The 14,412-nt window shown below is 39.4% G+C and carries 13 protein-coding genes; 6 read left to right on the top strand and 7 right to left on the bottom strand.

The genetic code is table 11. The features are described from left to right. From H5115_RS13665 to yceD, 4 genes are all read right to left on the bottom strand, one after another. On the bottom strand, nt 1-572 hold a 572-nt coding region (locus H5115_RS13665; RefSeq protein WP_182755784.1), incomplete at its 3' end, for an ACP S-malonyltransferase. A gap of 52 nt (nt 573-624) precedes the next feature. After that, nucleotides 625-1,665, bottom strand: coding sequence for a phosphate acyltransferase PlsX (gene plsX / locus H5115_RS13660; protein WP_002962380.1), 1,041 nt, complete (start codon nt 1,663-1,665; stop codon nt 625-627). A gap of 12 nt (nt 1,666-1,677) precedes the next feature. Next, nucleotides 1,678-1,848 (bottom strand): 50S ribosomal protein L32, encoded by a 171-nt coding sequence (gene rpmF, locus H5115_RS13655; RefSeq protein ID WP_002962381.1) that lies wholly within the window; start codon nt 1,846-1,848, stop codon nt 1,678-1,680. 9 nt (nt 1,849-1,857) lie between these two features. Continuing rightward, a complete protein-coding gene (gene yceD / locus H5115_RS13650) occupies nt 1,858-2,382 on the bottom strand; it encodes a 23S rRNA accumulation protein YceD (RefSeq protein WP_149592585.1) in 525 nt (174 codons plus the stop codon). A gap of 131 nt (nt 2,383-2,513) precedes the next feature. Here yceD and H5115_RS13645 point away from each other — a divergent pair, with 131 nt between their 5' ends. Continuing rightward, a complete protein-coding gene (locus tag H5115_RS13645) occupies nt 2,514-3,113 on the top strand; it encodes a nucleoside triphosphate pyrophosphatase (RefSeq protein ID WP_138488900.1) in 600 nt (199 codons plus the stop codon). A 9-nt stretch (nt 3,114-3,122) separates the two neighbouring features. Here the strand turns inward: H5115_RS13645 and H5115_RS13640 are convergent, their stop codons facing one another. Both H5115_RS13640 and rluC read right to left on the bottom strand, forming a co-directional pair. Beyond that, nucleotides 3,123-3,785 (bottom strand): HAD-IA family hydrolase, encoded by a 663-nt coding sequence (locus H5115_RS13640; RefSeq protein WP_182755782.1) that lies wholly within the window; start codon nt 3,783-3,785, stop codon nt 3,123-3,125. Then, on the bottom strand, nt 3,782-4,741 hold the full coding sequence (gene rluC, locus H5115_RS13635; protein ID WP_182755780.1) for a 23S rRNA pseudouridine(955/2504/2580) synthase RluC: 960 nt from the start codon (nt 4,739-4,741) through the stop codon (nt 3,782-3,784). Before rluC ends, H5115_RS13640 begins: the two co-directional genes overlap by 4 nt. Before the next feature lie 772 nt (nt 4,742-5,513). Between rluC and rne the strand changes: the two genes are divergently transcribed. Next, on the top strand, nt 5,514-8,735 hold the full coding sequence (gene rne / locus H5115_RS13630) for a ribonuclease E (protein ID WP_182755778.1): 3,222 nt from the start codon (nt 5,514-5,516) through the stop codon (nt 8,733-8,735). A 481-nt stretch (nt 8,736-9,216) separates the two neighbouring features. Here rne and yejK read toward each other — a convergent pair whose 3' ends face one another. Further along, the gene (gene yejK, locus H5115_RS13625) at nt 9,217-10,233 is read right to left on the bottom strand and encodes a nucleoid-associated protein YejK (RefSeq protein WP_182733246.1); all 1,017 of its coding nucleotides are present in this window, start codon (nt 10,231-10,233) and stop codon (nt 9,217-9,219) included. 62 nt (nt 10,234-10,295) lie between these two features. Here yejK and H5115_RS13620 point away from each other — a divergent pair, with 62 nt between their 5' ends. The 4 genes from H5115_RS13620 to aceK all read left to right on the top strand — a co-directional run bounded on the left by H5115_RS13620 (nt 10,296) and on the right by aceK (nt 14,398). Beyond that, complete coding sequence (locus tag H5115_RS13620; RefSeq protein WP_002961475.1) at nt 10,296-10,508, top strand: DUF1414 domain-containing protein; 213 nt, start codon at nt 10,296-10,298, stop codon at nt 10,506-10,508. Nucleotides 10,509-10,513: 5 nt separating this feature from the next. Continuing rightward, nucleotides 10,514-12,010 (top strand): DUF3413 domain-containing protein, encoded by a 1,497-nt coding sequence (locus H5115_RS13615; RefSeq protein WP_182675348.1) that lies wholly within the window; start codon nt 10,514-10,516, stop codon nt 12,008-12,010. 86 nt (nt 12,011-12,096) lie between these two features. Further along, complete coding sequence (locus tag H5115_RS13610) at nt 12,097-12,576, top strand: DUF4124 domain-containing protein (protein WP_024596961.1); 480 nt, start codon at nt 12,097-12,099, stop codon at nt 12,574-12,576. Between the two features lie 103 nt (nt 12,577-12,679). Then, nucleotides 12,680-14,398 (top strand): bifunctional isocitrate dehydrogenase kinase/phosphatase, encoded by a 1,719-nt coding sequence (gene aceK / locus H5115_RS13605; protein ID WP_182755776.1) that lies wholly within the window; start codon nt 12,680-12,682, stop codon nt 14,396-14,398. Nucleotides 14,399-14,412 lie beyond the last annotated feature (14 nt).

The raw sequence follows: 14,412 nt of genomic DNA, 5'->3' as shown, positions 1-14,412 counted from the left end.
CGTTTAGCACCAGCATCTTTACATGCTTGTGATGCTCTATCTACTGCCGCTTTATGCCCTGCAATAACAACTTGGCCAGGAGAATTGTAGTTAACTGGAGATACAACCTCACCTTGCGCTGAGGCAGCACATGCCGCTTTTATTTCTTCATCGCCTAAGCCAATAATAGCAGCCATTGAACCTACGCCTGCAGGTACAGCTTCTTGCATGTATAAACCACGGTTTTCAACAAGCTTAACAGCTTCGCTCAAGCTTAGTACGTCGCTACATACTAGTGCTGAATATTCACCTAAGCTGTGACCGGCCATAACAACGTCTGCATCTGGGTTTGCTGCAAGCCAATCACGGTAAATAGCAACACTTGCAGTTAATAATGCAGGTTGTGTACGGTGAGTTTGATTTAATTTTTCTTCTGGGCCATTAAGAACTAGCTCTGCTAAGTCGTAACCCAGTGCATCTGATGCTTCTGCAAATGTTGCTTTAACAATGTCAGAACTCTCTAGTAGCTCTTGTAACATACCAACGCTTTGCGAGCCTTGACCTGGGAATAGAAGTGCAATTTTTTGTGCCATACTTTGCTCTTTTTAATTAAACAAATAAATAATGAAATACACGGCACATCAATTATTGATTAACCGCCGTGTCTTTAGAATGTGTTTTTTCGAAAATAGCGGCTATTTTATCAGGAAGTTGACGTTCAACCTCTTTTACCGCTTCATCAATTGCTGCTTGAAATGCTTTAGCTGACGCATTTCCATGACTTTTAACGACAATACCGCGCAATCCTACCAGAGAAGCACCGTTATACTGGTCGGGGTTCACCCTTTTATAGAGTTTTTTTATTATTGGACGCAATATAAACGCCATACATTTATACAAAAGGTGCTTTTCGAGCGCAGCTGTAAACTTATTCATAATAAGCTTGGCAATGCCTTCGCATGTTTTAAGCGCCACGTTACCCACAAACCCTTCGCATACAATAACATCAGCCTTGCCAGAAAAAATATCACTTCCTTCGCTGTAACCAATGTAATTAATATGTGGGCTTTGCTGCATTAATTGTGCAGCCTGTTTAATATCATCGTGGCCTTTAATGTCCTCAGCGCCAATATTTAATAAGCTAACGCGAGGGTTATCACAGCCAAGTGCTTGACCAGCAACTACAGAGCCCATAATGCCAAACTGATACAGCATTTGCGCATCACAATGCACATTAGCACCTAAGTCGAGTAAATATACTGGGTTTTGGCTTTCTGTAGGAACAGATGAAATGAGTGCGGCACGTTTAACACCTGGCAGCATTTTTAATACGTAGTGAGCCATAAAAAATAAAGCGCCGGTATTGCCTGAGCTAACACACGCTTGTGCTTCGCCCGATTTAACTAAATCAAGGGCAACACGCATAGATGAATCTTTTTTTGAACGTACAGCAATTGCAGGTTCGCAGGCGTTAGTGACTATTTCACTACAGTGACGAATTATGAGTCTTGGATGAGATAAAGAATCGAGGGATTCGAGTTCTTTAGATATAACGTCTTCATTGCCACATAAAATGAGACTTAAATTGGCATGAGCGTTTACCGCATGAACGGCAGCAGGAATAGATGAACGGGGGCCGTAATCGCCCCCCATCATATCTAACGCTATGGTTAGATCTTTCAGCATATAAGTAATCTCTTATTTAGAAATTACTTGAACGCCTTTGTAGTAACCATCTGCAGTCACATGGTGACGACGATGAGTCTCACCAGATGTTTGATCTACAGTTAAAGTTGGACCACTGATCGCATCGTGTGAACGGCGCATGCCGCGTCTTGCACGAGACTTTTTGCTTTTTTGTACAGCCATAGTCTTCTCCTAAGAATCTTTCTTAAGTTGTTTCAAAATATCAAATGGATTAGGTTTATCATCTTCCGCCTTTAATACACCAAAGCTGGCAGGCTTTGCTGAATAACTGCATGAAGCTTCGTTGTGGGTAGCCACTAATGGAATTGCTAAAATTAGTTCGTCTTCAATTAAATCAAAAACGTTAACTTCACCATTTTCATCAAGTGCTACTTCGTCGTAGTCTTCAGGAAAAATATCTAACTCTGTATCTTCACCTACTGGTGAATATGCAAAGTCTTGAACCAAATCCAACCCTAAATCACCATTACAACGTTGACAAATGACAGTAACATGTGTGGACAAATTGCCTCTAATCACAGCGAAACCTTGATCATCGTTTTTGCAATGTATTTTTACCGCTATTTCACCTACTTCTTCCTGCACAACTTTCTCTAAACGAGTAAGTTTTTCAAGCGGTACAATTCCGTCATACGATAAACGGTGCTGCGCTGCTTTGCCTGGATGAAGAGTGATGGGAATTTTCACCTTTTGCATAGGGGCTGCATCATATAGATAGTTAGTTTGTTAGTCAAAGTAAAAAACCATTTTTACTTGGTTTTTAACGTGTTTTACTCTCGGATCTGATTTATCCTAACTCAATCTGAATTATCGTAGGAAAACAGTCCATGAAGCTTCCACTCATTTTAGCGTCAAGCTCGCCTTTTAGGCAGTCTTTATTACAAAAATTTAATTTACCCTTTGATACGTTTTCACCCGACGTTGACGAATCAGCACTTGAATGCGAAACACCTACTGAACTGGTTAAGCGTTTAAGTGAGTTAAAAGCCTCAGCAGCTAATAAACACTTTAAAAAAGGGTTAGCAATTGGATCAGACCAAGTCGCTGTGTTTAACAATCAAATTTTAGGTAAACCGCACAATAAACAAAATGCTCTAAAACAACTAAATTTATTTAGCGGTAATACTGTAACATTTTTAACTGGGCTTTGTGTTTACGATATTGTAACTGGAACAAAAAAAACCTGCGTAGAACCTTTTAATGTGACGTTTAAAACCCTAAGTGATGCACAAATTAGTGCTTATTGCGACGCAGAGCAGCCTTATAACTGTGCTGGCAGCTTTAAAAGTGAAGGATTGGGTATCTGTTTATTTGAAAAACTAAGCGGAGACGATCCTAATAGCTTAATTGGATTACCATTAATTAAACTCAGCCAATTACTGGCTGAGTTTGGTATTGATGTGCTTACCGCTCAAAGCAAATTCTAATTAAATAAATTAGCCAAGCAAAACCTGTTGCAATTGCAGATAATTATCTACCGTTGCAACAGGGCTAAGCTTGTTCAGCTGCTGTGCGTTATGTACACCCATTGTTACGCCAATTCTATCCATGCCTGCAGCTTTTGCCATTGTCATATCTATTTGGGTATCACCAATCATTACAGCGTCTTGAGCGCTTATGCCAAGTTCTTCAAGTAATTGATACAGCATATCCGCAGACGGCTTAGATTGCGCTTCATCGCTTGTACGTGTTGCACTAAAAAAATGGCGCAATTGACTTTGTTCAAGCAAACGATCTAACCCCCCCCTACCTTTACCTGTTGCAACCGCTAAAACAATGCCCTGCTCTTTTAAGGCATTTAAAACGCTGACAACATTAGCAAATACAGGCGTGGGAGTAGTATCCACACTGTATTGGTGTTTATACCCCTTAATTAGCGCTTGATGCTGTGCCACATTATCGGGAAATAAAACATCAATTGCTTTTTCAAGCGACATACCAATAATATTTTTAATGGCTTCGTCACTTGGCGCCACTAAATTAAGTAACTCAGCACTACTACGAATACAGTTAACTATTTTAGTGACTGAATCCATAACGGTGCCGTCCCAATCAAAAATGACGAGTTTATATTTTTTAATTGGCGTCACTGCAATCACTGTTTTGCGTCTCGTAATTTTAGTAATGTATTTTTAAGCATTTTATCAAGGGGCGCTTCAATACGCATCGTTGTTTCGTTTTTAGGATGATAAAAACTTAAATCGTGTGCATGTAAGAATAAACGGTTTAACCCAACTTTACGCATAGATTCATCAAACCCCTGGTCACCGTATTTATCATCGCACGCGATAGGATGACCTTTACATTGCGTATGAACACGAATTTGGTGCGTACGTCCTGTAACAGGTGATGCTTGTACAAGTGAGCAATCGTTAAAACGTTCAAGTACTTTAAAACGCGTATGCGAAGGCTTGCCCTCAGTGTTATCTACACGTACTACGCGTTCACCCGATTTAAGTGTATTTTTACGCAGCCCTTCGGTCACGTTTTTAGTTTTAGAGTCCCACTGCCCTTCTACAAGTGCCCAGTAATTTTTTTCCATGGTTTTTTCACGAAGTTGTTCATGCAATGCGGTTAACACCGAACGGCGCTTCGCTATAAGTAAACAACCCGATGTATCACGGTCAAGCCTATGAACTAGCTCAAGGCTGCGCTCTTCTGGGCGAAGTGCGCGCAATGCTTCAATTAAACCATAACTTAAACCACTGCCACCATGAACAGCCATACCTGAAGGTTTATTTATGACGATAAGGTATTTATCTTCAAATAAAATATCGTCTTCTAGGCGAGTTACTTTGTCTAACTTTGATGGTACAAACTCTTCACGCTCAGCAACTCTGATAGGTGCAATACGCAGTACATCGTCAAGCTGCAGTTTATATACAGGTTTAATACGCTTTTTATTAACGCGTACCTCACCTTTGCGCAAAAGTTTATAAATAGCGCTTTTAGGCACCCCTTTTAAATGGGTAATAAGAAAGTTATCAATACGCTGACCTAAATGGTCTTCATTGATCGTGACATAAGTTACTTGTAAGTCGTTTTTTTCTGACATTGCCTAATCACTAATTTAAGTAAAATAATTTAGTTGCTAACACTGTAATAATAGTGGGATAATCAGCAGCGCAAATATTTAGTATTTGCAAATAACAACGGTGCTTTTTAACACATTAAAACATTCGTGATGCACATTCTGGGTAGCCGATCATACAGATCCGAGTTAAGTTTTCCAAAGCTTTTATGCCTCCTCAGTTAACACGTGCGATCAATTAACGGCAATGCGCGTAATATATTGCTGGTTAAGTTTGAACATGAAGCGATTTTTAATGTGCTAGAGAAAGCAATGAACAGATAATTTGTCTGATAGTGACGACGTAAAAAACGTCGTTCAGCACTAGCTCAATTATTGTAGTACCGTATAGCAGCTTATTTAGAATTAAAAAAATCTAATAAATAAGCGTTCATTAACATCGGTAGCGATTTTTGCTCTTAAAACGGATATTAGCGATACATCAGTATGTATTGCTCACCAACTTAATGAGCCCTACGCGCCTAATATGAATGATATTTAGTAAGATTAATATGACAGGCCGACTTCTGGGTAAAACTTGTAAACGTAGCTGAAAAGCCGACAGTTTTAGCACCATTAAGAATTTAATAGCGGTAATAATCGCTATTGTTTGCCAGCATTTAAAATACTGCATACGAGATACAGAGCCGTTCCGTTAAAGACCCAGTCGTGAGGCTGCACATTCTAAAAATAGGGACAACTGAACAGGCGAGAAAAACATCGTCATGTCAGCGACATAAATAAGTAGAGTAACAATATGAAACGTATGCTAATCAATGCAACGCAGCAAGAAGAAATGCGCGTAGCACTGGTTGATGGCCAGCGCCTTTATGATTTAGATATCGAAAGCCCAGGTCACGAACAGAAAAAAGCCAATATTTATAAAGGCAAAATCACTCGCATTGAACCATCTCTTGAAGCAGCATTTGTTGATTACGGTGCTGACCGCCATGGTTTCCTTCCTTTAAAAGAAATTGCACGTACTTACTTCCCTGCAGGTTACACTTTTCATGGTCGCCCTAACATTCGCGACGTAATAAAAGAAGGTCAAGAAGTAATAGTACAAGTTGATAAAGAAGAACGCGGCCAAAAAGGCGCAGCGTTAACTACTTTTATCAGCGTTGCTGGTAGCTATTTAGTTCTTATGCCTAATAACCCTCGTGCTGGCGGTATTTCTCGTCGTATTGAAGGTGATGAGCGTACTGAACTTAAAGAAGCTTTAGGCCGTTTAGAACTACCTAAAGGCATGGGCTTAATTGTTCGTACAGCCGGTGTTGGTAAATCATTTGAAGAACTTAACTACGATTTAAAAGCACTATTAGTACACTGGGATGCAATTAAACAAGCAGCCGATAGCGCTAAAGCACCGTTTTTGATTCACCAAGAAAGCAACGTGATTTTCCGCGCAATACGTGATTATTTACGTCGTGACATTGGCGAAATTTTAATTGATAAACCACGTGTTTTTGAAGAAGCTAAAGCGCACATTGAGCGTTTTCGTCCTGACTTTATGAGCCGTGTTAAGCTTTATCAAGGTGACACGCCTTTATTTACTCATTACCAAATTGAAAGCCAAATTGAGTCTGCATTCCAGCGTGAAGTACGTCTTCCTTCTGGTGGTTCAATTGTAATTGACCCTACTGAAGCACTAACGTCTATCGATATCAACTCGTCTAAGGCAACTAAAGGCGGCGATATTGAAGAGACAGCACTTAATACAAACTTAGAAGCGGCCGATGAAATTGCACGTCAATTACGTCTTCGTGACCTAGGTGGTTTAATTGTAATCGACTTTATCGATATGACTCCTCCACGCCATCAACGTGAAGTAGAGAATCGTTTAAAAGATGCAGCGCGCCCAGACCGTGCTCGCGTTCAAATTGGTAAAATCTCACGCTTTGGTTTACTTGAAATGTCGCGCCAGCGTTTGCGTCCTTCATTAGGTGAAGCAAGCCAAGGCCCATGTCCACGTTGTAGTGGCCAAGGTACTATTCGTTCAAACGAATCAATAGCACTTTCAATTCTTCGCTTAATTGAAGAAGAAGCAATTAAAGACAATACAGCACAAGTAAATGCACAAGTGCCTGTTGCTGTTGCCGCTTATTTATTAAATGAGCAACGTCGTAGTGTTCATCGCATTGAAAAACATCATAAATGTGACGTAGTGATTATTCCAAATCAACATATGGAAACACCACATTATGAAGTTATGCGCTTACGTAAAGACGAAACACTTGAAACTGTAAGCTATGGACAAGTTGTTGCGCCGGAGCCTGAAGTATTTGAGATGTCAAAATCTCCTAGTGCACCAGTACGTGAAGAGCCAATGCTAAAAGGCGTAGTTATGCCTTCTACTCCAGCTCCACAAGCAGCTCCGGCTAAAGCAGTAGAGCCTGCAGCGCCAGTACAAACTAAAACTGAAGGTGGCTTACTAGCTGCTATTGGTAATTGGTTTAAGTCGTTATTTGCAAGTGAATCTGAAGAAGAGAAAAAAGAAGCTGTAGAAAAAGAGCAGCAAGAAACGCGCAATAATGCGCGTCGTGGTAACGATAATCGTCGTCGTAATAACAATCAACGTCGTCGTAGTAATAACCCACGCACCAACAAGCCGCGCAATGAGCGTCCAGCCGCTGAAGAGGAAGCTAAAACTGACTCAGCAGCAAGCACCGAGACTCAAGAGAGAAGCGAGAACCGCAACAAGCGCCGTCGTAACCCTAACTCTCGTAAGCGTCCAGAGCATAAAAACCAAGAAAAAGATCAAGTTAAAACTGAAGCCCCTGCAAAGGCGGAAGTAGAAACTGATTCTAAGCCAGCACAAGCTGCAGAGCCAAAAGAGCAAAAGCCTAAAGTTCGCCGTCAACGTCGTAACATACGTAAAAAAGTACGTCTGCAAGATGAAAAAGCTGAGCAAGCTAACTCAACAGAGCAAGCACCTGAGCAAACGGCTGTAACTGAAACTCCACAAGTTCAAGAGCAAGCTCCTGCTGTAGAAAAGCAAAAGCAAACTCCGGCAGAAAAAACAGCTCACATTAAAGAAGAGAAAGTTGATGTTGTTGATTCTAACGATGAAACAGTAGCTACTGAAGACGAACAAGAGCAAACACGTACACGTTCACGTCGTTCTCCTCGTCATCTTCGTGCATCTGGTCAACGTCGTCGTCGCCCTGAAAGTGAAGCAGAAGTTAAATCTGATGAAGCTCCTGCATTTATTCCAGTTGCTGACCAAGCTGCTGCAGAATACGAAGCAGAACTTAAAGCTAAATCAGAAGAAACACCGGTAGATGCGTCGCAACAAGTTGAACAAGCCGTTGCGGTTGAAGACTTAGCAAAAGTTGAAGCTGTAGAAGAGCCAGTAAAAGCTAAAGAACCGGCTAAAGCTGAAACGCCAGTAGCCACTGAAGAGCCAGCTAAAGTTGAAACACCAGTAGCCACTGAAGAGCCAGCTAAAGTTGAAACGCCAGTAGCAACTGAAGAGCCTGCTAAAGCTGAAACCCCAGTAGCAACTGAAGAGCCAGCTAAAGTTGAAACACCAGTAGCCACTGAAGAGCCTGCTAAAGTTGAAACGCCAGTAGCCACTGAAGAGCCTGCTAAAGTTGAAACACCAGTAGCCACTGAAGAGCCTGCTAAAGTTGAAACACCAGTAATAACTGAAGAGCCTGCTAAAGTTGAAGCAAAAGTGAAAACTGAAGAGCCTGCTAAAGCTGAAACGCCAGTAGTAACTGAAGAGCCTGCTAAAGTTGAAGCAAAAGTGAAAACTGAAAAATCAGCACCGCATGTTAAAACAGCGGTTACTCAAGGGTCAGCAAGTGCGCCAATGGCACAACCTACTCCTGTAGCTGATAGCGAAGTGAAACATACGTCTGTAGCAATGGCTCACGATAAACGTGAACTAGTGCCAGACAGTGGTTTACGTGCAGGTTCAATCAAACCCGCTGGTCGTGCAAGTTCTGCAATGACTAAAACAATGAGTGTTGATTAATAACTAACATTCATTTAAAAGCCCCGCTATTTAATAAATAGCGGGGCTTTTTTATTTATATGATTTGAATAATTATTAAAGTTTCTTCACGCCCACAATAAGCGATTTATTCACAAAGAGGTAAAGAGACGCTGCGCTTTTAGAGGTAGTAATAAGGCTAAGCCTGCCAAGAAAGCATGACTTGTGTTTTCTCATTTACTCCTCTTTCACTTCTCTATGTGAAATAGATCTTTTAGTGGTTTTGTTAGCAAAGAAATTAAATAAACAGAAGCGGTGCTTCTCGTTTAAGCAAGCTTCACGACTTCAGCCGAAATTTAACACCGTGAATAAGATTAGCTTGTGTTTCTTATTTACTCCTCTTTCACTTCTCTATGTGAAATAAATATTTAAGGTTTTTTTCCGATGCAACGAATTTATATACCGATACAAAAAAGCGCGATATAAATACCGCGCTCTTAAATCAGCTTTTTACTTGTGAAATTTACTCGCTTTCACTTTCCATAAAACGTTGAAGCTGATCTTTTAAATTTGGCGGAATACCTTTAATTACAAGTGTGTCGGTTGCTTCGTTATAAGTAACACGCTCACCTAAGTGTTTACGTTCAAAGCTTACACTCACACCACCACCAAGACCTGAGAACTTAACCATGCTGGTTACGGTTTTCTTATCAACAGGGAAAGTTTCTTCTAAGTCATAGCTTTGTTCTTTACAAAAACTATCAAACGGGCTGTCATCGCCTTTTGTAAGCGTTGCAGATAGCTCGCTTACGCTGGCATCTTCACCAGTTGTCACACAGTCATTACAGTAGTCAAAAACTTGTTTACGTAAATCGTCTTTTTCTGATTTATCAAATTGTTGCTCAGATAAATAATCCTCTACTGCGCTTAGCATTACTTGGCTTTGCTGTTTTGAATCAATACCCTCTTCACAACCTAAAAAGTCTAAGAAAAAGTCAGCAACTTTACGTCCAGCTCGCCCTTTTATAAATGAAATATAGCGGTTGTCGTCAGCTTGTGTATCCCACGCTGTTAAATCGATACGAGCAGCAAGTTGCATGCGTGATATGTCTAAATGACGAGAAGCGGCTAAATCAAGCTCTGAGGTCATAGAATAATGCTCTTTGATGTTAATCATCGCAATTAGCATGTAATCAGTTGCAACGTACTGGTAATGACAAAATACTAAATAGCCTGTTTCACTAAATGCATACTTATCAAGCTCTTCTTTTAAAACCGTTGAGGCTTGCTCGGTCATATGCCAAAAGCCTAACTCATCATTACGGTAACTTTGCATTGCAGATGCTACAACACTGTTTTTGTCACCACTGAAAGCACAATAACCTTTACCAGGTTTACCATTGTATGCATGATGTAATTGTTCGATAAAAACGGCTACTTTATCGTTAATTATCATCTCATCATTTCGAAGGTGAATTTGCGTATCGTCGTCTTTTTTGTCTACATAGTGAACGACTAATTTTTTAACGTCTGTTGTCATCTTTGTTTTTCACGCCTCTAGTGTTAAAATACGAGAATATAACTATTTTATTGAACCAACTAATGCCAATCTTATCAAAATACTCTAATGAAGAAGTAGAACAAATCGTCGATCAGCTTATTGATGTGCTAACTAAACACAATGCGCCGGTTGATTTAAGTCTTATGTGTTTAGGAAATTCTATCACGCATATCTTAAAAGAGCATGTACCAACAGGGAAAAGACAAGCTGTAACCGAGAACTTTGCAAAAGCGCTCGCGCAGTCGGTTAAATAAAATTTATGAATTTATCGCAGCATAATCAATTTTCATCAAAAGCGAGTCAGCTGCTAAGTTGGGGGCATTGGTTTACCTTTGCCAATATCGGCTTAGCCCTGCTTATTAGCTTAAGCTATTTATTTGCAGACTCGCCACCTACAAGCTTTTTAGGCATTACCTATATGCTAGTTACTTGGCTAAGCCACACTAGTTTTATAGCCTTTTTAGCGTTTGTGCTGACGGTATTTCCGCTTAGTTTAATATTTCCCTACCCACGGCACATTCGTGGCATGGCCGCTGTTATAGCCACTGTAGGTGCTTCATTGCTTACTCTTGATGCTTATGTGTATGTTAATTTAGGTTATCACCTAAGTATATCTGCCTTACCTGAAATCATTTCATTGTTGTGGCATCGTTTAACAAGCTCTCCTGCTTTAACAACCATTTTAGCCAGTGGTATTGTTGTTGTTATTTTAGGCTTTCAGCTACTTGTTAGTAATTACACATGGCACCACCTTGAGCGTTTAAAGCAATATAAATTTGCACGTTACGCAATTTCTTTTTTAATCGTGTGTTTTTCGCTTAGCCACAGTATTCATATTTGGGCTGACGCCAATTTAAACTTTGACGTAACAAAACAAGATAATGTTTTGCCACTTTCATACCCTACTACTGCTAAAAGCTTGTTAGCTAAAAATGATCTGCTAGATATAGAAAGCTACGAGCAAGCACACAACGTAAAAATTAATAACCAAAATATTAGTTATCAAATGCCAAGCCCGCTTGAAAAATGCGAGGACTACACACAAGCTAATGTAGATATATTTGTATTTGAAACTCAACAACAACTCGAAAAATTTGTTGCCGAGAATAAAAACATGCATAAAACAGAGCAGTTTTTACAGCCAACAAATCATGACGATACGCTATTTAGCTTAGTTTATGGTTTACCCGCTTTTTATAAAGCAGCAATTTTAACCGAGCAAACACTCCCTGTTTGGCAAAGTCAGCGCCGTAGCATTGAAGTAAATGGCATTGAAGAACTAAGCTTTATTAATGATCAAGCACATAGCTCTAGTGCTATTCGAGTAATTAAAGCGAGTGATACCCCTACTGTTCGAGATGATGAAACACAGGTTTTTGCTTTTAGTCTTGCCAATAACAAGCAAGAAGTAGTAACCACCTCAACTTTATACAGCTCTGACAAACGTATTTCTAAAGTAGATGGGCTAATTCAACCTAGCGATTTAATTGCAACAAGCGTTGGGCAATATTTAAATTGCAAAGCTATTGCCAAGCAAACAATGCTAGGCGTTAATCTATACAAGAAAAAAGACGATATGGGCGTGAACTACTCTCAGGGTGTTGTTATAGCCTATAAAAAAGATAGGATTACCTTAATAGATTCAGATGGTAACTTTAAAAACATTTCCGCCGCTGAAGGTTTTTCTATTGAACAAGGTTTAGATATCCCATTTTTAGTACAGAGTATTAAAAAGCTCAAAACCTTTACCCAATAACAGTTATCCTAACCTAGCTTGATATACCACCAAGCTAGGTTATAGTTTTATATTGTTGTTAGATATAAAAACCAAGGATGACATGTATGTTTAAAACTTCTCGTTATATTCTCCATTCTAGCTTTTTACTTATCAGTTTTTTTAGCTTTAGCGATACCACTTACTACAAATGTGTAACAGAAAAAGGCACTGTCTTTTCTCAACTCCCCTGTGACGACGAAGCAACGACTTATAAAGTTAACACAACGGGTAATCAGTATTCTGGTCCTAAGGTTGACTACACTAAACAACTAAACGAACTGGAGCGTGAAAGGCTTCTATCTGGCTTACAGGCAGAGCTTCGCAGTAATAACCATAAACTAACAATACTTGATCGTAATAAAGAGCGTGCTGAATACAAACAACAAGAGCGGTTAAATCATATTTTAGCCATTGATGATAAAAAGCGTATTACTAAAGACATTACTAAAAAACTAAAAATAATTAATAAAACATATAAGAAAAACGTATCGGCTGTGACTAAACAAATTAAAATTCTCGAAAAAAAGATAGCTCAATTCCAATAAGTTACTCTTAGTTAGTAAGTAACATTTATCTTGGTTTTAAACTTAAAATAACATACCCTTAACACAATAGAGTATAAACTCTAGGGACTTTTAAGGAGTGCAAATGCAACCTCGCCATATTGCTGAATTAATTTTAACGGGTTTTAAAAGGCACTATCAGTTATTTCAAAAAACAACAGCCAAAGCCCCTCTTGCCTTCGCAAAAAAAGATTGGCAAGCAATAAATGATATCAGCCGTTTGCGTATCAGCTATTATGATGATCGTGTTAACGAAACCACCCAAGCGCTAAAAAAAGAAACCCCAACCGAACAACTCGATGAAAGCCTATGGCTTGAAGTTAAAAAGGTATATCAGCATTTTTTATGTTTTCACCCCCAAGCAGAGCTCGCAGAAACTTTTTATAACTCTGTATTTTGCCGGCTGTACCATAGGCGCTATTTTCATAATGACTTTATATTTGTTGAAGCAACCTTAAAAGATGCTCCTTCAGTACCTGTAGAAGCAGAATATAGAACATACTTTCCTGTAGTTGATGGCCTAAAACCAACAATAAAACGCATTATTAGTCATTTTGATTTTAAAGCCCCATTTGTAAATTTAGAGCGTGATATTCGCCTCCTTGTTAAAGCTTTTTATAAACAAGCCCCCGATACACATCACCAACCTTGGCAAATGCGCTTTGATATTCTACACACGCCTTTTTATCGTAATAAAGCAGCCTATATTGTTGGTCGTGTTGTTTCAAAAAGTGGGGTTCAGCCCTTTATAATCGCTGTATTACACGATGAAGATAACGGATTATATTTAGATGCACTTTTAACTAAGTCATCTCAAATGCGTGTTATTTTTGGCTTTGCCCGCGCTTATTTTATGGTAGAGACTCACGCACCTTCAGCACTTGTTCGGTTTTTAAATCAACTTATGCCAAACAAAACACTTGCTGAACTTTATAACGCAGTGGGTTTTCATAAGCAGGGGAAAACTGAATTTTACCGAGAATTTTTAAACCACTTATCTCACTCTAGCGATGAGTTTACAATTGCACCAGGGACTCCCGGTATGGTGATGATGGTATTCACCCTTCCCTCATTTGGCTATGTTTTTAAAGTAATAAAAGACAAATTTGGTGAGAGTAAACCCTTTGGCCGTGATACCGTATTAAAGCGCTATCAACTAGTAAAAAACCATGATCGCGTTGGCAGAATGGCCGATACCATAGAGTATTCTAACGTCGTATTTCCTTTAGCGCGTTTTGATAGTAATTTACTTGCGCAATTACATAAAACAATTGGCTCATCAATGGTAATTGAGGGCGATTGGTTGATCATCAAGCACTTGTATATTGAACGGCGAATGACACCTCTTAACTTGTTTTTAGAAAATGCTGATGAAGAAAGTGTCGCCGACGCGATTGAAGAATATGGGCAAGCCCTAAAAGAAATGATTGCTGTTAATATATTCCCTGGTGATATGCTCTTAAAAAACTTTGGTGTAAGCAAGCACAAACGTATTATTTTTTACGATTACGATGAAGTTCAATATCTAACCGATATGAACTTTAGAGCATTACCAAAAGCAAAGAGCTATGACGACTATTTAATGGATGAACAAAGTTACTCTGTTGCACCACAGGATGTATTTCCTGAGCAACTTTGTACATTTGTAATGCCAAACCCTATGTATAAAAAGTTTTTACTCAGTACTCATCCAGAGCTTATAGATGTTAGCTTTTGGAAGCAGGCACAACAAAATATAAAAAATGGTCAGGTAAGTCATATTTACCCATACCCGACAGCACAGCGCTTTATTCACCACTGGTAAGCGCTAAAGGACAC

Source organism: Pseudoalteromonas sp. SR44-2, from assembly GCF_014163745.1.
GTDB lineage: Bacteria > Pseudomonadota > Gammaproteobacteria > Enterobacterales > Alteromonadaceae > Pseudoalteromonas > Pseudoalteromonas distincta.
The sequence above is the reverse complement of the archived record's forward strand: the minus strand, read 5'-3'. Positions and strand labels throughout refer to the sequence as shown.